Source organism: Achromobacter sp. 1011811831, assembly GCF_059760905.1.
On record NZ_JCBANG010000053.1, the window covers coordinates 1 to 20,754 of the forward strand.

The 20,754-nt window shown below is 68.4% G+C and carries 17 protein-coding genes and 1 pseudogene; 14 read left to right on the forward strand and 4 right to left on the reverse strand.

Annotated elements, in window-relative coordinates; all coding sequences use genetic code 11:
* Positions 1–413 (forward strand): annotated as a pseudogene (locus AC6LJ9_RS19120) (hypothetical protein); the annotation flags it as partial.
* A 557-nt stretch (positions 414–970) separates the two neighbouring features.
* Positions 971–1,669: a class I SAM-dependent methyltransferase gene (locus AC6LJ9_RS19125; RefSeq protein ID WP_498148784.1), complete on the forward strand. Its 699-nt coding sequence runs from the start codon at positions 971–973 to the stop codon at positions 1,667–1,669.
* Positions 1,670–1,779: 110 nt separating this feature from the next.
* Here the strand turns inward: AC6LJ9_RS19125 and AC6LJ9_RS19130 are convergent, their stop codons facing one another.
* Positions 1,780–2,955: a TGL-type protein-glutamine gamma-glutamyltransferase gene (locus AC6LJ9_RS19130; protein WP_498148785.1), complete on the reverse strand. Its 1,176-nt coding sequence runs from the start codon at positions 2,953–2,955 to the stop codon at positions 1,780–1,782.
* Between the two features lie 430 nt (positions 2,956–3,385).
* Between AC6LJ9_RS19130 and AC6LJ9_RS19135 the strand changes: the two genes are divergently transcribed.
* The 4 genes from AC6LJ9_RS19135 to hcaB all read left to right on the forward strand — a co-directional run bounded on the left by AC6LJ9_RS19135 (position 3,386) and on the right by hcaB (position 8,504).
* Positions 3,386–5,485 carry a TonB-dependent siderophore receptor gene (locus AC6LJ9_RS19135; RefSeq protein WP_498148786.1) on the forward strand — a complete coding sequence of 700 codons (2,100 nt, stop codon included), beginning with the start codon at positions 3,386–3,388 and terminating at the stop codon, positions 5,483–5,485.
* 150 nt (positions 5,486–5,635) lie between these two features.
* Positions 5,636–6,448: a 2-keto-4-pentenoate hydratase gene (locus tag AC6LJ9_RS19140; protein ID WP_498148787.1), complete on the forward strand. Its 813-nt coding sequence runs from the start codon at positions 5,636–5,638 to the stop codon at positions 6,446–6,448.
* Positions 6,449–6,593: 145 nt separating this feature from the next.
* Positions 6,594–7,508: a LysR family transcriptional regulator gene (locus tag AC6LJ9_RS19145; RefSeq protein WP_498148788.1), complete on the forward strand. Its 915-nt coding sequence runs from the start codon at positions 6,594–6,596 to the stop codon at positions 7,506–7,508.
* 171 nt (positions 7,509–7,679) lie between these two features.
* Positions 7,680–8,504 carry a 3-(cis-5,6-dihydroxycyclohexa-1,3-dien-1-yl)propanoate dehydrogenase gene (gene hcaB / locus AC6LJ9_RS19150; RefSeq protein ID WP_498148789.1) on the forward strand — a complete coding sequence of 275 codons (825 nt, stop codon included), beginning with the start codon at positions 7,680–7,682 and terminating at the stop codon, positions 8,502–8,504.
* A 57-nt stretch (positions 8,505–8,561) separates the two neighbouring features.
* Here the strand turns inward: hcaB and AC6LJ9_RS19155 are convergent, their stop codons facing one another.
* The 3 genes from AC6LJ9_RS19155 to AC6LJ9_RS19165 are packed head-to-tail and all read right to left on the reverse strand — an operon-like array spanning position 8,562 to position 11,455.
* Complete coding sequence (locus tag AC6LJ9_RS19155; RefSeq protein ID WP_498148790.1) at positions 8,562–9,557, reverse strand: VOC family protein; 996 nt, start codon at positions 9,555–9,557, stop codon at positions 8,562–8,564.
* 14 nt (positions 9,558–9,571) lie between these two features.
* Positions 9,572–10,462, reverse strand: coding sequence for an alpha/beta fold hydrolase (locus AC6LJ9_RS19160; RefSeq protein WP_498148791.1), 891 nt, complete (start codon positions 10,460–10,462; stop codon positions 9,572–9,574).
* Between the two features lie 39 nt (positions 10,463–10,501).
* Positions 10,502–11,455 carry a PDR/VanB family oxidoreductase gene (locus AC6LJ9_RS19165; RefSeq protein ID WP_498148792.1) on the reverse strand — a complete coding sequence of 318 codons (954 nt, stop codon included), beginning with the start codon at positions 11,453–11,455 and terminating at the stop codon, positions 10,502–10,504.
* A 324-nt stretch (positions 11,456–11,779) separates the two neighbouring features.
* Between AC6LJ9_RS19165 and AC6LJ9_RS19170 the strand changes: the two genes are divergently transcribed.
* The 8 genes from AC6LJ9_RS19170 (at position 11,780) to AC6LJ9_RS19205 (ending at position 20,745) form a co-directional block, all read left to right on the forward strand.
* Complete coding sequence (locus AC6LJ9_RS19170; protein ID WP_498148793.1) at positions 11,780–13,123, forward strand: aromatic ring-hydroxylating oxygenase subunit alpha; 1,344 nt, start codon at positions 11,780–11,782, stop codon at positions 13,121–13,123.
* A complete protein-coding gene (locus AC6LJ9_RS19175; protein ID WP_498148794.1) occupies positions 13,108–13,671 on the forward strand; it encodes an aromatic-ring-hydroxylating dioxygenase subunit beta in 564 nt (187 codons plus the stop codon). Before AC6LJ9_RS19170 ends, AC6LJ9_RS19175 begins: the two co-directional genes overlap by 16 nt.
* 93 nt (positions 13,672–13,764) lie before the next feature.
* Complete coding sequence (locus AC6LJ9_RS19180; RefSeq protein WP_498148795.1) at positions 13,765–15,093, forward strand: MFS transporter; 1,329 nt, start codon at positions 13,765–13,767, stop codon at positions 15,091–15,093.
* Between the two features lie 114 nt (positions 15,094–15,207).
* Positions 15,208–16,203: a substrate-binding domain-containing protein gene (locus AC6LJ9_RS19185; RefSeq protein WP_498148796.1), complete on the forward strand. Its 996-nt coding sequence runs from the start codon at positions 15,208–15,210 to the stop codon at positions 16,201–16,203.
* Positions 16,204–16,209: 6 nt separating this feature from the next.
* A complete protein-coding gene (locus tag AC6LJ9_RS19190) occupies positions 16,210–17,091 on the forward strand; it encodes an FAD binding domain-containing protein (RefSeq protein ID WP_498148797.1) in 882 nt (293 codons plus the stop codon).
* Positions 17,088–17,591 (forward strand): (2Fe-2S)-binding protein, encoded by a 504-nt coding sequence (locus AC6LJ9_RS19195; protein ID WP_392409289.1) that lies wholly within the window; start codon positions 17,088–17,090, stop codon positions 17,589–17,591. Before AC6LJ9_RS19190 ends, AC6LJ9_RS19195 begins: the two co-directional genes overlap by 4 nt.
* Complete coding sequence (locus tag AC6LJ9_RS19200) at positions 17,588–19,957, forward strand: xanthine dehydrogenase family protein molybdopterin-binding subunit (RefSeq protein ID WP_498148798.1); 2,370 nt, start codon at positions 17,588–17,590, stop codon at positions 19,955–19,957. Before AC6LJ9_RS19195 ends, AC6LJ9_RS19200 begins: the two co-directional genes overlap by 4 nt.
* Positions 19,957–20,745 (forward strand): SRPBCC family protein, encoded by a 789-nt coding sequence (locus AC6LJ9_RS19205; protein ID WP_498148799.1) that lies wholly within the window; start codon positions 19,957–19,959, stop codon positions 20,743–20,745. Before AC6LJ9_RS19200 ends, AC6LJ9_RS19205 begins: the two co-directional genes overlap by 1 nt.
* Positions 20,746–20,754: the final 9 nt, after the last annotated feature.

Consider the following 20,754-nt stretch of genomic DNA (forward strand, 5'->3'; position numbering starts at 1 on the left):
TGGTCAACGCGGCCAACATCCAGGCCCAGGGCAACAGCAGCGGGGTGCCGGTGACGGCGGCGGTCAACACCTCGGCGCTCAGCTCGGCCAGCGCGGCCTCGGGCGCGGCGGCGGCCTCGGCCGAGAGCGAGGCGAACCGCTCGCGCAATGCCGCGCGCCAGTCGCAGCCGTCGATCATCTCGGTGCAGATCCTGGGCTTTGGCAATGAGGGCGTCGAGGGCGCGACGCAGGCGCCCGCCGGCGGATCGGCTGGCGCGGCCACGCCGGGCGCCGCGCGCGCCGACGCGGCGCGTTATGCGCCGGACGCGCCGGTGCAGGTGCTGGGGCAGGTGGACCTGGGACAGGCAGAGCTGGGCCGGCTGACGGAAACCGAGCAGCGCAACCTGGCCAGGTTGACGGCCGAAGGGGGCTGAACCGGCCCGGCTTGAATGGCAGACAGGGCGGCCCTTGCGGGCCGCCCTGTTTGTCTTGGCTTCGGCATTGAACAGCGCCTCTGTCGCGTTGATGGCACGCAGGCCGTGGCCATCGGCTTCGCAGGCACTCGGGCAGGGCGCTTGCCTTGCGTGTTTTCCGAAACCGATGCCTTGGAAATTACGACAAGATTGCAGCCAGATTAATTTCCGTATCGCCGGCATACGCATCCTTCCTGACCCGAGATCAAGGGTTGTCAGCGGCTTGAGGGCGATTGAAGGGGTTTAGATGGATATTCGCCTCAGAAGCCCAAAATCGCTGCTTGAACGCGTTGCGATACCGTCAGAAATGTAATTTGCCGCGCGCGACCGCGTTCCCGAGAATCCGGCTTGTTCGCGCACTGACCGATTGAATGGGTCTTGCGACGACGATGTGGGAGTGGCGTGGCGGAGGGCTCTGCGATGGTTTTTCCGAGCGAGTCATGATCGTGCCGGCGGATCGCGCCGGCTTGCGTGCGCCGCGCTTGCCACTCCGGGTTCGTGAAATGTGGAGAAGGGCCATGCGCAGCAGACTCAGGCATAAATTGAACAAGGTTATCTTCAGGCTGTCGCCCGCGCTGGCCGAGCGATGCAATATCGATTTCAAACTGGAGACGCCGAGCCGGGCGTTCATGGAAAACGAGATTTTCAGTTATGTGAACCGCCTTGCCGGCGCGACAAGCCAGAGAAACCGGCTGCTTTTCCTGGGGATGGACCGGTACAACTGGCACTATCCCAGATTGCTGCATGCCGTGGAATTCCATTCGATTGATATCAGGCCAGACCGCGCCAAATATGGTCCTCCGGGGCGGCACGTCGTTGGCGATGTGATGGACATGGCCGGACACTACGGCGAGGAGGCGTTCGATATCGTCATCGCCAACGGCCTGCTGGGCTTTGGCGTGAATACGCGACATGCCATGACAATGCTGCTGGCGCAGTGCCACGGCGTGCTCAAGCCGGGTGGATTGCTCGTGTTGGGCTTCAATGCGCGCGCGGATATCGTGCCGTTTCCGGTGACGCTGGATGAGGAGATGTTCGACGAGTTCACGCCGCCGATCGAAGGCGTCCGCGAGTCGCGGCACATGGTGGACGACGCCTACAAGCACCTGTATGTCTTCGCCGGAAAGACGGTTCGCGACAGGCAGGCGGACGGGAGCCGGCCGGCGGTGGCGGGGTGGGATGCTCCCCTGAAGCTCGCGCCGCTCGCGACGCCGTGAATGGAGAACAGCGGCTATTCGATGAGCCGGGTTCTTCGTTGCGCTGGCGCCGTCGCGCGCGTTGAGCATGCCGCCGGCGCGGACCGTCGCGCAGCCGGCGGCGTGCCGCCTCAGGCCGAGCGGGCCCGCGCCGAAGCGGGAAAGTCCGGCAGCGAGATATCGCTATGTCCGGGCGTGACCCAGCGCACGCGTTCGCGGGTGGCGTCGATGCAGCCGCCTTCCTCGTACACGCCTTGCGGATCGCGGATGCGCATCATGCGCGCCAGCACGGCGGCGGTGGCGTCGGGGTCGGCCAGCGTCTGGCGCACCAGCGTCTTGACGCGCTCTTCGTCGATATAGCCCTTGCCCTGGGCGTCGACGCGCAAGCCATGCTGCCAGTGATGGATCTCCACGCACTTGGAGGTCAGCGTGAAGGGCTGGTCGCGTTCCCAGAAATTATTGAACAGGCCGCCGCCCAGGTAGAACACCCAGGAGCCTTCATAGCCTTCCACATCGGACGACGCGGGATCCGGATTGCGGAACCAGAGTCGGTCGCCCGGCACGTAGAAGCGCTGGGGCAGCGGCTCGGCCAGCGAGCCGTACTCGTGCAGGAAGGTGTCGTGAAAGCGCCCGGACATCACCGCGCGCGTTTCCCACTGGCGCTGCAGGTCGCGCGCCAGCGCGGGATTGGCCTGCTCAAGCTCCTGGGCGATGCCCAGCACCGTGACGTACTCGGTCGCGCGGTAGCAGGAGAAGGCGTAGAGCTGGCCCGAGGCCTCGGGCTGTGTGGCGCGGCGCAGGCCCTCGATGAGCGAGCGGCCGGGCAGGATGGTGAAGCCGCGTTCCTCGTCATAGGTCCAATAGCCCTCGGGGCGCTCGGCGTGCTCGGTGTCGAAGGCCAGGGCGGTCTTGTGCGCGGCCTGGACGATGCGCCGGCGAATGCGGACGGCGGACTCCAGCTCGGGCACGGACGGGAAGGGGAAGGGGACCGGGCTGCCCAGCATGGCCAGCAGGATCTCGCGTTCCAGGGCGGCCTCGTCGGCGCCGCTGTCCAGGCCCAGCGATCGCGCCAGGCCGGTGGTGTCGTGATCGGGAAGGTGTTGCGCCGCGAAGGCGGGCGCCAGGCTGGCCCGGCAGCCGGGCGCGGCGCCGTCCAGGTCCGCGCAGATCGTGATGTCCCGCAGGCGGGAGCGCGCCAGGAAGGCCTCGAGTTGCTGGCGGGCGGCGCCGGCCTGGGCGGCGTCCGTGGGAACGAGATGGATGCCGCCCAGGTCCGGGCGGCTGGGGGAGTGCTGAACGTGAGACATGTAAGGCTCTGGAATGCAGCGTTGAACCCGGGAATCGTCGACGGCGGCCAGGGGCGCGGCGGTCGGCGGGACAGTTGATGATTGCAGATCCGGGGCTGGCGCGGTAGTAGCGGGTAATACAGGGTAAATACCCCCTCGCGCGGCCGGGCCCCAGCGACAGCGGGGCGGATTGTAGTCATGGCGCCTGACGCGCGCGTGTCATTCGAGGGGCCGAAGGGGCCGGTTTGTATCGTTGCCGCAACGGGGGGAAGTCCGGATTGGATTTCGTGCTTGCGCAGACTGAAAGCTTTATTACACAATTCACTCGCAAATGCGAATACATTGCATTTGTATTCATGTGTTAAAGATCAGGAAAGGAAGAACGATGGCGACTGGCACCAGGCCCAGCCCTTGCCCCAGGCGCGCCCAATCCGTGGGCGCGGCGATGTTGATGATGGGAGCGGGGGCGGTCAGTCCGGCGCTGGCCCAGCAGCCGCAGCAACAGGTGGAATTGCCCGCCGTCACCGTGACGGCGACCGAGGTGAATGAATCCCCGACCGGCCCGGTGCAGGGCTTCGTGGCCAAGCGCGCCGTCACCGCCACCAAGACCGACACGCCGCTGATGGAAACGCCGCAGTCGATCACGGTGATCACTCGCGACCGCATGGAACTGCAGGGCGCGCAATCGGTGCAGCAGGCGGTGGGGTATACCGCCGGCGTCACCGCCGCCGCCTTCGGCGTGGACAATCGCGGCGATTCGGTCAAGATCCGCGGCGCCGATTCCACCCAGTACCTGGACGGCCTGCTTAATTCCGTCGGCTTCTACAACAACACCCGTCCCGATCCCTATGCGCTGGAGCGCATCGAGGTGTTGAAGGGACCGTCCGGCATGCTGTACGGCCAGGGCGCGGTGGGCGGCATCCTGAACCAGGTCAGCAAGCGTCCGCAGGCCGAGGCCGCGCGCGAGATCGGCATCAGCTACGGCAATTACCAGCGCAAGCAGATCCAGGCCGACCTGACCGGCCCGATCGATGAAGAAGGCAAATGGCTGTACCGCGTGGTGGCGCTGGGGCGCGACAGCAACGCCTCGATCAAGCACGTCAAGGACGACCGCTATTTCATCGCGCCGTCGCTGACGTACCGGCCCAGCGCCAGCACCTCGCTGACGCTGCTGGCGAATTTCCAGAAGGACGACAGCGGCACCATGCTGGGCTTCCTGCCCTGGCGCGGCACGCTCTACGGCAAGCCGGGCGGGCGCATTCCGCAGGACTTCTTCGTCGGCGAGCCGGACTTCGACAAGTACACCGCCGAGCAGCGCTCGCTGGGCTACCAGTTCGAGCACGCCTTCAACGATACCGTCACGGTGCGCCAGAACCTGCGCTACACGCGTAGCAAGGTGGATTACCGCAGCGTCTACACCGCCGGCTTCAACGGCGCCGGCCATGGCTGGGTGCCGGGAAGCGATACGCTGCTGCGCCGCACGATCTACCTGAACCAGCCCACGCTCGACCAGTTCGTGCTCGACACGCAGGGCCAGTTCAAGTTCGCCACCGGCGCGGTGCGGCATACGCTGCTGGCGGGCATCGACTACCAGCGCTCCAAGCTCGCCGCGCGCCGTGGCGTGGGCGGCTCGGCCGCGCCCATCGACGTGTACAACCCCGTCTACGGCAACTACACGCCGCCGACGTCCACCATGCGCGTGCCCGATTCGCGCGCCAACCAGACCGGCCTGTACCTGCAGGACCAGCTGGAGTGGAACCAGTGGTTGCTGATGCTGGGCCTGCGCCACGACAGCTCCAAGTCGTCCGTGGACGGCACGCCGTCCGGCAGCCGCGACGACAGCGAACTGAGCAAGCGCTTCGGCCTGATGTACCGCTCGGCCATGGGCCTGAATCCGTACATCAGCTATGCCGAGTCGTTCCAGGGCGTGGCCGGCTTCAACAAGGCCAACGAAGCCTACAAGCCGCTGCGCGGCAAGCAGTGGGAGGCGGGCGTCAAGTACCAGCCGCCGGGCGAGAACCTGACGGTCACGGCCAGCGTCTTCGACATGATCGAGAAGAACCGCCAGGTCGCCGGCGTGGTCAACGGCCAGGCAGACACCGTGCAGGTCGGCGAGGCGCGCACGCGCGGCCTGGAACTGGAGGCCATGGCCTCGCTGGGCCGGATGGACCTGGTGGCCACCTACACCTACCTGAATCCCAAGATCACCAAGGGCACGGCCACCGACCAGGGCCAGCGGCTGGCCAGCATTCCGTCGAACATGGCGTCGCTGTGGGCCAACTACCGCTTCAGCGCCTTCGGCGTGCCGGGCTTCCTGGCGGGCGCGGGCGTGCGCTACAACGGCCACAGCTTCGACGGCGTGGGCAACAACCGCGTCGAGGGCGTGACGCTGTACGACGCGGTGCTGGCCTATGACCGAGGCCCGTTCCGCGTGGCGCTGAACGTGACCAACCTGTTCGACAAGGAATACGTGGGCACCTGCATCGCGCGCGGCGACTGCTTCTACGGCACGCGGCGCACGGTGGTGGGCAGCGTGACCTATCGCTTCTGACAGGTTCGGCCCGAGCCATACAGATTCGCTATTTCACCAGTCCATATAAGCACGCACAGCGCGCCCGGATCGGGTTTACCTTGGCGGGATGGACGTCGGAAGCATCGGTAGTCGGCTTCCTCATGTCAGCCATCGAAAAGGGGAACCCGAGTGACAGAACATGCCATCAATCCGGCATCCGCCGTCGAAGCGGCCGCGCACAGGCTGCGCGACGCGGAGATGACCGGCGCGCAGTGCGAACCGGTTTCCACGCTGCTGCCCGAGCAGGATATCGAGGCCGCGTATGCCGTGCAGCAATTGAACGTGGAGCGCCGCATCGCGCGGGGGCGGCGGCTCATCGGCCGCAAGATCGGCCTGACCTCCGTGGCGGTGCAGCGCCAGCTGGGCGTGTCCCAGCCGGACTATGGCGCCTTGCTGTCGGACATGATCGTGGGCGACGGCGCGACCCTGCCGCCCGAGGGCTTGCTGCAACCGAAGGCAGAGGCCGAGGTCGCGCTGGTGCTGGGCAGCGACCTGGACGTGGACGAACCCCATGTCGCGGATGTATTGCGCGCCGTCGCCTTCGTGCTGCCGGCCATCGAAATCGTCGACAGCCGGATCCGGGACTGGAAGATCTCCCTGGTCGACACCATCGCGGACAACGCGTCCAGCGCCCGCTTCGTGCTGGGCACGCCGGCGATCCGGGCGGACGGCTTCGATTTCGCCGGGTGCGCCATGGAAATGACGATCAACGACGCGCCGGCTTCCAGGGGAGACGGGCGTGCGTGCATGGGCAGCCCGCTGAATGCCGCCGTCTGGCTGGCGCGGCGCATGCGGCAATTGGGCACGCCGTTGCGGGCCGGCGATATCGTGATGACCGGCGCGCTCGGACCGATGTGCGCGCTGCGGCCGGGCGACCGGGTCATGGCGCGGATTGCCGGGCTGGGTACCGTGGGCTTCGAACTGGGCGGGGCCGGATCCTGAGGGCGGCGCCGGGCGCCGGGACGGGGCAGGGGCCTTGGTGATACCCCTGTCTTGCTGACGGGCGGGATACGGCCTAGGCTGTTGAAAAAAGGTCTGCGAAGCCGTCGCGTCGACAGCCGCGTTGTTGGGGGAGGCAAGGCCGGAAATGGACCTGAGACGATTACAGGCGTTCGTCGCCATCGCCGAGCTGAAGAATTTCACCAAGGCGGCCGAGCTGCTGCACATCGCCCAGCCGGCGCTGGGCCTGAAGATCCGCAAGCTGGAAGAGGATCTTGAACAGCAGCTGTTCGTGCGGCATTCGCGCGGCGTCATGATGACCGAGGCCGGAAAATTCCTGCTGCCGCAGGCGCGGGCCATGCTCGCGCAGGCCTCGGCCCTGAAACAGGTCATGCGCGATTTCAGCTGTCCGCCGCATGGCCGCGTGGTCATGGGCGTGCCGCCGAACGTCATGGAAGGGATCACGGGCATCATCGCCCGCCGCGCGATCCAGGAGCTTCCGGACGTCAACCTGAACATGGTCGAAGGCCTGTCCCATACGCTGGAGGAATGGCTGGACGATGGCCGGCTGAACCTGGCCTGCGTGTTCGACGGCAGCGACGAGACGACCGGCAGGCCCGGACGGGTGCTGTACGAAGAACCCTTCGTCTTCGTTGGCAATGCCGATGCGCTGCGGCCCGAGGACGGCCCGATCACGCTGGCCGAGGCGCTGCGCCAGCCGCTGGTGGCGCCGGCGGCGCCGCACCGGCTGCGCGCGCTGCTGGAGGACAAGGCGCGTGAGCTCGGCGAGCAGGTCCATGTGCGCTTCGAAGTGGAGTCCGGTTCGATCATGAGCGACCTGATCGCGCAGAAGCTGGGGTATTCCATCCTGCCGGTCAGCGTGGTCAGCAGCCGGGTCCAGCGCGGGGAACTGGCCATCCGCCCGATCTTCCAGCCGGACTGGACCTGTACGCTGCGGCTGGTCTGGCCGCAGAGCGGCGACCTGTCCAGCGCGACGCAGGCCGTCATCAAGCTGGTGAGCGAGGTCGGAGAGGAGGCGCGCAAGTCCCGCGCCGGCGTCTAGCGGCCCGCGCGCCAGAGCATTTCGGCATGGCAGGCGAGCCCAGAGACTTCTGGACCGGCGCGGCTTGCGCGCATTAAGGTGTCCTTGCATTGCCGCCATGGGCCGCGCGGCGCGGCGCCGGCGGCATGCCCGGCGGGCCCCGGGGGCGATCCGCCTGGCGCGAAACAGGACATGACGCAGATGGATATTCGAGGTGAAGTCGTCTTGATCACAGGCGGGGGATCGGGCCTGGGACGCGCGATCGTGGAACGCTTTCATGAGGAAGGCGCGCGGATCGCGGTATTGGAAAAATCCCCGTCCAAGGCCAGCGCGTTGCGTGAATCGCATCCCGACATCGTGGTGGTCGAAGGCGACTGTTCCCGCCTGGATCCCAACCAGCGGGCCGTGGACGAGACGCTGGCGCGGTTCGGCAGGCTGGACGTATTCATTGGCAACGCGGGCGTCTGGGACAACCGTACCGGCCTGCTGCAGCTGGAGCCCGCGCGGATCGGCCAGGCGTTTGATGAGGTCTTTTCGGTGAACGTCCGTTCGCTGGTCCTGGGCGCGCGCGCGGCGGCGCCGGCCTTGCTGGAAAGCCGGGGCAGCATGATCTTCACCCTGTCCAACGCCAGCTTCCACACGGGCGGCGGCGGCCCCCTCTACACGGCGTCCAAGCACGCGGCTGTCGGCCTGCTGCGCCAGCTTGCCTACGAGCTGGCGCCGGCGATACGCGTCAACGGCGTGGCCCCGACGGCAATGGCTTCCGATCTGCGCAGCCCGGATTCCCTGTCGCGGCAGCCGGCGCGGGATCGTCCTGTCGATCCCGCGGGCCGGGAGGCCGAGATCGCGGCGATGCTGCCGCTGAACTTCTATCCTGTCGCCGAGGACTATGTGGGGGCTTACCTGTACCTGGCGTCCCGGACCGCCGCCCGCGTCTGCACGGGCAGCATCATCGCGTGCGACGGCGGCATCGACATCCGCGGCATCCGTCCCGCCTCGGGCGTGGCGCCGGTCTAGCGCCGCACTGGCGCCGGGCGGATATTCCCGCCTGGCCATCCGGCGCGGCCAGGCGGCTCAGCGGCGCAGCGCATCCCACCAGGGACAGACGCCTGCCATGACGTGGTGATTGCCGGGCAGGACCTGGACCGGGCCGCGCACGCCCCGCGCCGCGGCGTCCAGGCGCATGGCCAGCGCCTGCGCGCGCCCCTCCGGCGGCAGCCAGGCGCGCTCATGCCCCCAGAGGCTGGGGCCGTCGCGCAGTTCGACCGGCTGCCAGGCGTCGGGGGCGATGTCGCGGCCGCCCCAACCGTACTCCACCATGAAGCCTGACGGGGTCCGCGCATAGAACGAGGTCATCAGGTCGTTGCTATGGCGTCCCAGGCTGACGCTGACGCAGTCGTCGGCGTCGGCCAGGTCCAGGCCCTGGCCGACATCGTCCAGGCTGTAGGTTTCCACCATCAGGTGATGCAGCCTGCGGCTGATGCCGGTCTCGGCCAGGGCCAGGCTGTGGTGCCGCGCGTTGGTGTGGAAAAAATACGCCTTGAAGGGATGCAGCATGTAATCGCTCAGGCGGAATCCGAGCAGGTCGACATAGAAGGGGAGCAGGTCTTCGATGCGTTGCGCCATGAGCACGACATGGCCCATGCCGAGCGGACCGGTGCGAAAGCCCGACATGGCGCGGCCGGGCCGGAATGCGCGATCCGCCAGCGCGGGATCGCAGAAGGCTTCATGGCGGTTGCCCGCCGGATCGAGGAAGCACAGGCCGCGCCCCACCTGGCGCCGGTCGGCCACAGTTCGCGACATGGCGTCCACCCTGACGCCGGCCCGGTCCAGCCTGGCGGCGAGCCGTTCCAGCGCGTCGCCGTCCGCGACCTCCCAGCCGTAGAAGACGGCGCCGTCGGCGTTGCCCCGGTCCACCAGGATGCGCTGCTTGCGGTCGTCCATGCGGAAGGCCAGCGACGAGGCGGTGGCGTCCGCCACCTCCAGCCCCAGGATGCGCGGGCCGAATGCGCGCCATTCGTCGAGGCGGGTGGTTTCCACCCCGACATAGCCCAGGCTTTGCAATAGCATGATCGGCCTTTCGTTCAAGAAGCCGGCGTGGAATCGGCGCCCACGGCGACCGAGTCCAGGAAGCCGAGCAGGCGCTGGTGGAAGCCGTCGGGATCCTCGTACTGCGGCCAGTGTCCGCAGTTCGGCATGATGTCCAGGCGCGATCCCCGGACATGCCGGCTGGCCGTCTCGGCCGCCTGCCAGGGCGTGGTGGGATTGAATTCGGTCCAGAGGAAATACGTCGGCGTGGCGATGCGCGCGAGCCGTTCGGCGGTGATGTAGAACTGCTCGCCGCGTTCGGGATCCATGATGCCGGCGATCATCGGCTGTATCCGCAGCATGGCCGGGTTGGACCAGAACCGCAGCCGCGTTTCTACCAATTCGTCGCTGACGAAGCGCTCGGGTTCGTGGAACAGCCATTCCAGGCGCGCGCGGATGCTGTCGCGCGTGGGCACCGCCGATGCCTGGCTGGAACGCTTGCGCAGTTCCGCCACGCCGGGCGAGCGCAGGTTGTCGAAGCCGGCCACCTGCAGGCCGGCGCCCACGCAGCAGGTCCACGACAGCACGCGCGACGGCGCGGCCTGGATCATCCAGTACGCGACCCAGGAACCCAGCGATTCGCCGACGATGTGGGCGCGGGCGATGCCCAGCGTGTCCATCAGGGCCAGGATGTGGGCGGCGTAGTCCGGCGGCATGTAGTCGCCGTCCGGCTTGTCCGTCATGCCATGGCCCAGCATGTCCACGGCGATGACGCGATAGTGCTGCGCCAGGGGAACCACGTTCTTGGCGTAAGCCTCGACATGACCGCCTATGCCATGCAGCAGCAGCACGGCCGGGCCTTCGCCGGCCTCCAGGCAGCGGGTGCGCACGCCGTCGACGTCATGAAAACGCACGCTGGCGCCCAGCGCGTTCAGCCATAGGGACATCATTCTCTCCTTGGTGTGTCGGGCCGCATTGGCCCGGGACTACAGATCGAGCACCAGCCGGCCGCTCTTGCAGCCGGAAACGCAGATCAGCATTTTCTTGTTCGCCTCGCGCTCCTCGGCGCTGAGCAAGGTGTCGCGATGGTCCGGGATGCCTTCGATGACCCGGGTCGCGCAGGTGCCGCAGATGCCGTCGGCGCAGGAATGCGGGATATCCAGTCCGGCGTCCAGCAGCGTGTCCAGGATGGTGCTGCCCTCGGCCACGAAATGGCTGCCGCCGGATGCCGCCGCGATCACGGTGAAGCCGCCGGCGGCGACATCGCCGCCGCCCTTGAAGCGTTCCAGATGGACGTGGGACGGCTGCCGGTCCGCCGTCGCGGATTCGAACGCGTCCAGCATTGGCGCCGGACCGCAGCAATACAGCTGCGCGTCCGCCGGCGCGGTTCGCAGGAATCCCGCCAGATCGGCGGCGCCGCCTGCTTCCTCGTCGACGTGCAGGCTGAGCCGGTCTGGATAGCGTTGCAGCAGGACATCCAGGTAGGCGGCGCGGGCGCGCGAGCGCACGGCATAGAGCAGCCGCCAGTCGCGTTGCTCGGCTGCCAGGCGCTGGATCATGGCCCAGATCGGCGTGATGCCGATGCCGCCGGCGATGAGGATGCTGGGGGCCGCGCCGGCCGCCAGCGGAAAGTGGTTGCGCGGACCGCTGGCCTGCAGTGTGTCGCCGGGGCGAAGCCGGGCATGGATGTAGGCGGAGCCGCCCCGGCTGGCGGCATCCAGCGCCACCGCCAGCACATACCGGCCGCTGGCATCGCCGGGATTGGTCAGCGAGTAGCTGCGGGTCAGGCCGCCCGGAAGATGCAGATCCAGATGCGCGCCGGCCTCGATGGGCGCTGGCGATCCGCCTTCGCCCCGCAGATCCAGTTCGATGATGTTCTCGGCGATCCGCCGCAAGGCATGGACGCGCAGCGGCAGGCGCTCGGGAGCGGCGTGGGTCATGGTGCTGATCTCATGGTGCCGTGAAAGGGCCGCGCCGGCGTTCATGGATGCCGGCATGGAGCACAGGCATCTTAGGCAGGGGCTTGCGGGCAGGTCGAATACATTTGCGCGATGCCTGCCAGACCTTGATGTTCTGGAAAGATCCGATCTGTCTTGCTGCGCCGCAGGACGATGCGCGAGCGCGTTGCGGCATGCCTGCGGTCAATATTCTGTCTTGGACAGGAGCCGCGCCCGGCCGGTAGCTTAGATGCCGGGACGTCGCGAGTATCGGCCGGCGGCGTCCAGCTTGCATGAGGCCGCAATCGGACGGGCGTAGACCAGCATATGGATGCCATTGCGAGCAAGGAACAATACCGCCAGTACGTCAAGCCCGAGGAGGGGCTGGTGTCGCGGCGGATCTTCCACGACGAAGATATCTACCGGGCGGAGCTGGACCGCATCTTCAAGCGGGCCTGGCTATACCTGGCGCACGAAAGCGAGGTTCCCGATCCCGGTGATTTCGTTCACGTCTACATGGGCGAGGAGCCCGTGATCCTGTGCCGCGACCGTGACGGCAAGCTTTACGGGCTCGTGAATTCCTGCAGGCACCGGGGCAACCGCGTCTGTCGGGTGGACCGGGGCAATGCCCGGAGTTTCGTCTGTTCGTATCACGGCTGGGCGTACAACACCAAGGGCAACCTGATCGGCGTTCCGGGCAAGGCGGAGCTGTACAAGGATGAGATCGACCAGCCGTCGCTGGGCCTGGTGCGCGTGGCGCGGATCGACAGCTACAAGGGCCTGGTGTTCGGCACTTTCGACCCGGAAGCGCCGTCGCTGGAGGAGTTCCTGGGCGACATGCGCTGGGGGCTGGACCTGCTGCTCGACCAGGGCGATCTGGTCGCGGCGCCCGGCGTGGTGCGCTGGAACATCGAGGGCAACTGGAAGTTCGCCGCCGACAACGCGATCGGCGACATGTACCACGCCGCCTGGACCCATCGTTCGGCCATGCTGGCGGGGCATCTGGGCGGCAACGGCGCACAGTCGCTGGCGCAGTATGCGCCGACGCGCGAGCAGAAGGGCATCACCTTGCTGGCGGCGTATGGACACGGGCTCAATGCCGACTTCGCCGAGGCCAATGAGGTGGACCTGGGGTCGCCGCTGGCGGCCTGGCGGCTCGATCCCGCCATCCAGGCGCGGCTCGGTCCGGTGCGGTCCCGGGTGCAGCGCTCGAACATGAACGTGTTCCCGAATCTCTTCGTCAACAGCGGGTCGCGCGATCTGATGGTCCGGCATCCCAGGGGCCCCGGAAGGATGGAGGTTCGCAAGACGGTCCTGGTGGATCGCAATGCGTCGGAAGAGACGCGGCGCATGCAGATCCGTTCCTCCAACCGGCATTTCGGCCCCGCCGGGATGTTCGAGCAGGATGACGGGGAAAACTGGGACCAGAGCACCCACGGCGCGCGCAGCCTGGCCGCGCAGGACCGGGACCTGCACTACGCGATGAAACTCGGACGGGCCCGCCTGACCCGCCTGGGGGACAGTCCTCCCCTGATCGAGGACCTGGTCAACGAGCACGCGCAGCTGTGGCTGTATCAGTGCTGGGCCGAATTCATGGACGCGGCGTCCTGGCCCGAGCTGCGCGCCGCCCACACCCAACCCACGGACTACTTCCGATGCGCGACGACCTGAACGCGGCCTGCGCCGCGCAGCCCGGGCTGATGGCGGGAATACAGGCCCTGTTGCTGCAACACGAGGTCGAGCAGTTCTACCACCGCGAGGCGGCCCTTCTGGACGAGCGGCGCTTCGAGGACTGGCTCGAACTGCTGGCCGACGACCTGAGCTACTGGATGCCGGTGCGCGAGACGCGGGCGCCCGGACAGGAGGCCGGAGAGTTCAGCCGTCCGGGGGAAGGCGCCCTGTTCGACGAAACCAAGGAGCTGATGATCGTTCGCGTGCGCAAGCTGCGCACCGGCTTTGCCTGGGCGGAGGAGCCGCATTCCCGGACCCGGCACGTCGTCAGCAATGTGCGCGTCGTCGGGCGGCTGGGCGATGGCGGATTGCGCGTCGAAAGCAATTTCGCGCTGCACCGTTCACGGCTCGAGAGCATGCAGGATCTCTGGTTCGGCTGCCGCAAGGATGTCCTGCGGCAGACCTCGGATGGGTTCCAGGTGGCGCGTCGGGAAATCTACCTGGACCACACCGTGATCGGCAGTCCGAACCTGAGCGTCTTTTTCTGACAGGGCGGTCCGCCGGCCCGAGCGTTGCGGGCCGGCGCCGCCGCGGGCATCGATAAGCATTCAAGCGTTGTTTCAGCGCAAGGGGAAAGGGACATGGACAATACCGCGACTCCGGTGGGAGTGGACCAGGCGGTGCAAGGGCCGGGCGACGGCGAGCGCCGGGCATCAACGGTCAATCATTCCGTGATGGTGGGCGCGGTGGGGAACTTCGTCGAGTGCTTCGACTGGTTCGCCTACGCGCTGTTCGCGAGCTATATCTCGCGCCAGGTGTTCCCGGCGGGCGATCCGCTGGCGGGCCTGTTGTCGACCTTCGCGATCTTCGCCGTCGGCTTCTTCGTCCGTCCGGTGGGGAGCTTCATCTTCGGCATCTATACCGATCGCCACGGACGCAAGAACGCGCTGGCCGCGACGATTTTCCTGATGGCGGCCGGCAGCCTGATGATCGCCGTCGTGCCCACGTTCGCGCAGGCGGGCTGGCTGTCTCCGGCGATGCTGATCGCCGCGCGCCTGCTGCAGGGGCTGGCCATGGGCGGCGAGACCTCGGCGGGCGGCAGCTACATCGTCGAAGCCTCGCCCGCGCGGCATCGCGGCTTCAGCGGCAGCTTCTTCTACATCAGCGTCGGCCTGGGAACGCTGTCGGCCTCGCTGGCGGGTTCCTTGCTGACCCAGCTGCTGACGCCTGCGCAAATGGAGAGCTACGGCTGGCGGCTGGTGTTCGTGCTGGGCTCGGCGCTGGGCCTGTTCGGACTGTACATGCGGCGTTCGGCGGCGGAATCCGAGCTGTTCCTGAAGGTCGCCAAGACGACGCGGAAGAAGGATCGCGGCAGCCTGCGCGTGGTCGCGGCCGAGTACTGGCCCAGCATGCTCAGGCTGTTCCTGGTGGCCATCGGTCCGACCATGGCGCTCTATATCTGGGTCGGCTACGTGCCGAACATCCTGCGCGCCAAGGGCGTCGTGTCCGCGGCCACCACCTTCTCGGCCAGCACGCTGGGCCTGATCGTCTACACGCTGTGCATGCCCGTCAGCGGCGCGCTGTCCGACCTGATCGGCCGCCGCCTGGTGCTGGGCGTGTCGTGGCTGGCCTTCGCGGCGCTGCTCACGCCGATGATGCGCTACGTGATGGCCGACGCCGGGTCGCTGCCCTGGGTGACCTGTGCCGCCATGGCCCTGATCGGCCTGGGCAGCGGCGCGGTCGCGGCCGGCTTCGCCGAGCAGTTCCCGACCCGGGTCAGGGCGATAGGCTGGGGCGCGCCGTACAACATCTCCATCGCGGTGTTCGGGGGCACGGCGCCTTACCTGGGCTCATGGTTCGCCAGCAAGGGCTGGCCGGATCTGTTCAACGGCTACATCGCCGTGCTTTGCGCGCTGAGCGGGCTGGCGGCGTTCGGCCTGCGCGACCTGCGAGGCAAGCCACTGGACTGAGCCGGCAAGAGGCCGGCGACATCATGGAACAGGACATCCGGGTCGGCGACGGCCCGGGGCATTCGATCTGACAGACAGGAACGGAGCGGCCGGAAGGCCCAGCGGAGCATTCACATGAACACCTTGCGTATCAGTCTCGCCTGCGGCAACTATGACCGTACCCGCGCCCTGTTCGATGGACGGGCCCCCATCGAGGGCTGCGAGGTTGCCGCCGTCGCCCTCGAACCGGAAGAGGCGTTCCACCGGGCATTCCGCTATCGCGAGTTCGACGTGACCGAGATCTCGATGAGCAGCCACATGATGACGACGGCGCGGGGCGACAACGACTATGTCGCCATACCGGCGTTCATCTCGCGCGTGTTCCGCCAGTCGGGCATCTATGTGCGCACCGACCGGGGCATCGTCACGCCCCAGGACCTGCGCGGCCGGATCATCGGCGTGCCGGAGTACCAGATCACGGCCAACGTCTGGATCCGAGGGATCCTGCAGGACGAGCATGGCGTCCGGCCCGAGGAGATCGGCTGGCGCCGGGGCGGCGTCGAGGAGCCCGGGCGCGGCGAGCGCGCGCCCATCGATCTGGGGCCCGGAATCGACCTGCGGCAGATTCCCGACGACAAGACGCTGTCGGGCATGCTGGAGCACGGGGAGATCGACGGCTATATCGGCGCGCGCGCGCCATCCTGCTTCCTGCGGGGCGCGCCCAACGTGGGCAGGTTGTACGGCGACGACTACATCGAGGCCGAGAAGGCCTATTTCCGCCGCACCGGGATCTTTCCGATCATGCACATGGTGGGAATCCGGAAGTCGCTCGTGGCCGCGCATCCCTGGCTGCCGGTCAGCGTCTACAAGGCCTTCATCAAGGCGAAGGAGCTGGCCGTGCGCGATCTCGGCGAGATCTGCCATCTTGCCGCGACGCTGCCCTGGATGGTGCATCACCTGGACGAGGCGAGGGCGCTGATGGGACAGGACTTCTGGCCCTATGGCCTGGAGGCCAACCGCCACGCCATCGACACGTTCTCGCGCTACCACTTCGAGCAGGGCCTGTCCAAGCGGTGCGTGGCGCCCGAGGAACTGTTCGCGCCGTCGGCGCTGGACCTGTCGAAGATCTGAGCGGCCATGAAAGCGCCCGCCTTCCGCTACCTGGCGCCCGATACGCTGGCCGAAGCGCTGCGGCTGCTGGCCCGGGAGCAGAGCGCCCGCGTCCTGGCGGGCGGGCAGTCGCTCGTGGCCATGCTGAACATGCGCTTCGCCTTTCCCGATTGCCTCATCGACATCAACCGGGTGGCGGAACTGGCCTATCTGCGCGAATCGGACGGCGGCATCGAGATCGGCGCCATGACACGGCAACGCGATGTGGAATTCTCGCCGCTGGCGGCCCGGCGCCTGCCGCTATGGCGCGAAGCCATCCTGCAGGTCGGGCATCGCCAGACCCGCAACCGGGGCACCGTCGGCGGCAGCCTGTGCCAGCTGGATCCGTCCGCCGAGCTGCCGACCGTGGCGCTGGCGATGGACGCCGAACTGACGGCGGCCAGCGTGCGCGGCCAGCGGCGGCTGCGTATGGCGGATTTCTTCGCGGGCTACATGACGCCGGCGCTGGAAGCCGATGAGATGCTGACGTGCATCCGCGTCCAGCCCTGGCCCGCCGGACATGGCCATGCCTTCCTCGAATTCGCCCGCCGTTGCGGGGACTTCGCCATCGTCTCGGTCGCGGCGCTGGTCGCGCTCGATGCGTCCGGGCGGCTGGCGCGCGTCTCGCTGACGCTGGGCGGCGTGGCCGCCGCGCCGCTGCGCATGCCCGAGGTGGAAGCGGCGCTGACGGGCGGCCATGGCGCGCAGGACGATCTGGACCAGGCGGCGCGCCTGTGCGGCGAGGTCGTCGCGACGGGCGACAGCCAGGTGCCTGCCTGGTATCGCCAGCGCCTGGCCGGGGTGCTGGCGCGGCGCGCATTGGCGCAGGCCATCGCGCGCGCCCGCGCCCACGATGAGAGGGAGCCATGAGCAGGCACGACGAGGCACAGGCGCTGCCCATCCGGCTGCGCGTCAATGGCGCATCCCGGCAGGGACGCGCCGAGCCGAGGATGAATCTGGCGGATTTCCTGCGTGGCGAGCTGGGCATGACCGGCACCCATGTGGGCTGCGAACATGGCGTGTGCGGCGCGTGCACCGTGCTGGTGGATGGCTGTTCGGCGCGCGGCTGCCTGATGCTGGCGGTGCAGGCCGAGGGGCGCGAGATCGGCACGGTGGAAGGGCTGGCGCGGCCCGACGGTTCCTTGCATCCGATCCAGCAGGCCTTCCACGAATTGCACGGCCTGCAGTGCGGCTTCTGCACGCCGGGAATCCTGATGTCGGTGGCGGAGCTGCTGGCCCATGAACCGGATCCAGACGAGGCGCAGATCCGTGACGTGTTGTCCGGCCACTTGTGCCGTTGCACCGGCTACCAGAACATCGTGGATGCGGTACTGCTGGCCGCGCGGCTGATGCGCGGGGGTGGCGCATGAGCGGCGACGCTCCGGTCGAATCCGCCGCGGCCACCGGGATGGGGGCGGGCACGCCCCGGATCGAGGATGCGGCCCTGCTGCGGGGCGAGGCGCGCTTCCTGGACGACATTCCGGTGGCGATGCCATTGCACGCCTGTTTCGTGCGCAGCCCCCATGCGCACGCCCGCATCGTGTCGATCGACCTGTCCGCCGCGCGGGCCATGCCGGGCGTGGCGGCCGCCTATGCGGCGGCGGATCTCTATGGCGAGCTGACGGAATGGCGCATGCCGCTGGGATTCGCGCTGGCCGATCTGCCGGCCAACACGACGCCGTTCGTGCTGGCCTCGTCGGAAGTGGCGTTCGCCGGCGAGGCCGTGGCGGTGGTGTTGGCCGACAGCCGGCGTCAGGCCGAGGACGCGGCGGCGGCGGCCCGGGTGGATTATGAGGCGCTGGCGGCCGTGGCCGATTGCCGCGCCGCGCTCGACGAAGGATCGCCGCGCGTGCGCAGCGAGCTGGAATCGAACCTGCTGCAGCGCTACACGCTGGAGCACGGGGATTGCGAGGCCGCGTTCGCCGGAGCGGCCTGGGTGTTCGCCGAGCGCTTCTGGACGCATCGCGGCGCGGCGCATCCGATGGAAGGGCGCGGCGTGCTGGCGGCGCCGGACGCGGCCGGCGACGCGCTGACCGTCTGGTCCTCGACGCAGATGGCGCATGAGCTGCACTACGCCATCGCGCTGATGCTGGGCCAGCCCGAGGACCAGCTGCGCGTGATCGCGCCCGAGGTGGGCGGCGGGTTCGGCGCGAAGTTCATGATCTATCCGGAGGAGATCGTCGTGCCCGCCGTCGCGCGCAAGCTGGGCAGGGCGGTCAAATGGGTGGAGGACCGGCGCGAGCATTTCCTCAGCGCGATCCAGGAGCGCGACCAGTACTGGACGGTGGAGTTCGCCGTGGACGCGCGCGGCCAGATACTGGGCGTGCGCGGCGAGATGGTGCATGACCACGGCGCCTACACGCCACAGGGGACCAACGTGCCGTACAACTCGGCTTCGTCCCTGTCAGGCCCCTACCTGGTTCCGGCCTGCCGGCTGCAGGTGAGCGTGGCCCATACCAACAAGGTGCCCGTGGCCACCGTGCGCGGCGCGGGCTATCCGCAGGCGGCATTCGTGATGGAGCGCATGCTGGACCGGATCGCGGAGGGCGTGGGCATCGACCGCGCGGAATGCCGCCGGCGCAACCTGATTCCCGCGGACCGGATTCCCTACGTCAAGCCGCTGAAGTCCAGGGCCGGGGTGCCGCTGACGATCGACAGCGGCGATTTTCCGGCCCTGCAGGCGCGCGCGCTGGCCGAGATCGGCTATGCGGAATTCGACGCGCGCCGGCGCGAGGCGGCCGCGCGCGGCCTGTGCCGTGGCATCGGCCTGGCCAATGGCGTCAAGCCGACGGGGCGGGGGCCGTTCGAGTCCGCGCGGGTCCGTATCGCGCCGTCCGGACAGATCTCGGTCTATACCGGCGCGCTGGCCATGGGGCAGGGCATCGCGACGACCCTGGCGCAGCTGTGCGCGGCGCATTTCGGCGTGGCGGCGCAGGCCGTCCAGGTGCGGGCTGGGGATACCGCGTTCGTCAGCCATGGCATGGGCGGATTCGCCAGCCGCCAGGCCATGATGGCGGGATCGGCTGTGACGCTGGCGGCGAGCCGGGTGCGCGCCAAGGCCTTGCGCAGCGCCGCCGCGCTGCTGGGCGTCGGGGAGGACGGCCTGCTGCTGGCCGATGGCGAGATCACGACGCCGGACGGTCGCGCGGTTTCTCTGGCGCGGCTGGCCACTTTGTGGAAGGGCGTGCCGGGATACGCGCTGCCGGGCCAGGGCGATCCGGGCCTGGACGACACCGCGCATTTCCATTGCGACGCGCAATCCTACGCCGGCGCCTCGCATGCCTGCGAGGTCGAGGTCGACCCCGGCACCGGGGCGGTGCATCTGCTGCGCTATGTGGCGGTGCACGACAGCGGCCGCATCATCAATCCCGTGCTGGCCGGCGGCCAGGTCCACGGCGGCGTGGCGCACGGCATCGGCAATGCCCTGTTCGAGTGGATGGGCTATGACGCGGGGGCGCAGCCCATCACCACGACCTTCGCCGAGTACCTGCTGCCGACGGCGCCGGAGCTGCCTCGCATCGAAGTGCTGTTCCAGCCTTCGCCCACCACGCTCAATCCCCTGGGCGTCAAGGGCATAGGCGAATGCGCCACGGTGCCGGTGGCCGCCGCCGTGATCGGCGCGGTCGAGGATGCCTTGCGCGCCCATGGCGTGCGGATCGCGGAGTTTCCGCTGACGCCGATGCGTCTTCTGGCCTTGATCGACCAGGGGCGCGGTTCAATCCCTGGAGATTGCTGATGGAGTTCACGAATCGGTTTCATGTGCCCTTGCCGCTGGAGGACGCATGGGCGCTCATGCTGGACGTGCCGCGCATCCTGCCCTGCCTGCCGGGCGCGCGGCTGACCGGGGCCTCGGGCGACGGCAAGTACAGCGGTTCCGTGACGGTGCGGCTGGGACCGATCAAGCTGGCCTTCGACGGCCAGGCCGAGCTGCTGCGCCAGGACGACGCGGCGCACATCGCCTGGCTGCGCGGCTCGGGGAGCGATCCCAGGGGGCGCGGCGCGGTGAGCTCGGAATTCAGCTTCGCGCTCGAGCCGGCGGCGGGCGGTACCGATGTCGCGGTGACGACCCGGTTGGAACTGTCCGGCTCGGTGGCGCAGTACGGCCGGGGCAGCGGCATGATCACCGAGGTCGCCGCGCGGATCCTGGCGGAGTTCGAGCGCAATCTGACCGCCATGCTGACGCAGGGGGCTGGTGATGCGGCTGCCGTCGCATTGGCGGGCGATGAGCGGGCGGGCGGCGAGGCGGCGGATGCAGCTGGGGCGTTGCCGCGTGCCGAGGCCACGGCGCCAGGGTTTGACGCCGGCCACGGATCGCCGCAAGCGCAGGCGCTCTTGTTCCAGGCGCAGGCGGTGCTGGCCCAGGCCCAGGCGGTGCTGGCGCAGGTCCAGTCCAGGGGGATCGCCAGCCGGCCGGGACGCGAGCCGAGGCCGTCCGCCGAACTGAACATGCTCAGCATCGGCCTGCGCGCCATGTGGGCGCGGATCGGATATGGAATTTCCCGGCTGTTCGGCAGAGGGCGCTGAGCCGGCGCT

Coding starts and splice junctions, on each gene's coding strand:
- AC6LJ9_RS19125 (WP_498148784.1), top strand. CDS start 971: ATGCGCAGCAGACTCAGGCATAAATTGAACAAGGTTATCTTCAGGCTG.
- AC6LJ9_RS19130 (WP_498148785.1), bottom strand. CDS start 2,955: ATGTCTCACGTTCAGCACTCCCCCAGCCGCCCGGACCTGGGCGGCATC.
- AC6LJ9_RS19135 (WP_498148786.1), top strand. CDS start 3,386: ATGATGGGAGCGGGGGCGGTCAGTCCGGCGCTGGCCCAGCAGCCGCAG.
- AC6LJ9_RS19145 (WP_498148788.1), top strand. CDS start 6,594: ATGGACCTGAGACGATTACAGGCGTTCGTCGCCATCGCCGAGCTGAAG.
- hcaB (WP_498148789.1), top strand. CDS start 7,680: ATGACGCAGATGGATATTCGAGGTGAAGTCGTCTTGATCACAGGCGGG.
- AC6LJ9_RS19155 (WP_498148790.1), bottom strand. CDS start 9,557: ATGCTATTGCAAAGCCTGGGCTATGTCGGGGTGGAAACCACCCGCCTC.
- AC6LJ9_RS19160 (WP_498148791.1), bottom strand. CDS start 10,462: ATGTCCCTATGGCTGAACGCGCTGGGCGCCAGCGTGCGTTTTCATGAC.
- AC6LJ9_RS19165 (WP_498148792.1), bottom strand. CDS start 11,455: ATGACCCACGCCGCTCCCGAGCGCCTGCCGCTGCGCGTCCATGCCTTG.
- AC6LJ9_RS19170 (WP_498148793.1), top strand. CDS start 11,780: ATGGATGCCATTGCGAGCAAGGAACAATACCGCCAGTACGTCAAGCCC.
- AC6LJ9_RS19175 (WP_498148794.1), top strand. CDS start 13,108: ATGCGCGACGACCTGAACGCGGCCTGCGCCGCGCAGCCCGGGCTGATG.
- AC6LJ9_RS19180 (WP_498148795.1), top strand. CDS start 13,765: ATGGACAATACCGCGACTCCGGTGGGAGTGGACCAGGCGGTGCAAGGG.
- AC6LJ9_RS19185 (WP_498148796.1), top strand. CDS start 15,208: ATGAACACCTTGCGTATCAGTCTCGCCTGCGGCAACTATGACCGTACC.
- AC6LJ9_RS19190 (WP_498148797.1), top strand. CDS start 16,210: ATGAAAGCGCCCGCCTTCCGCTACCTGGCGCCCGATACGCTGGCCGAA.
- AC6LJ9_RS19195 (WP_392409289.1), top strand. CDS start 17,088: ATGAGCAGGCACGACGAGGCACAGGCGCTGCCCATCCGGCTGCGCGTC.
- AC6LJ9_RS19200 (WP_498148798.1), top strand. CDS start 17,588: ATGAGCGGCGACGCTCCGGTCGAATCCGCCGCGGCCACCGGGATGGGG.
- AC6LJ9_RS19205 (WP_498148799.1), top strand. CDS start 19,957: ATGGAGTTCACGAATCGGTTTCATGTGCCCTTGCCGCTGGAGGACGCA.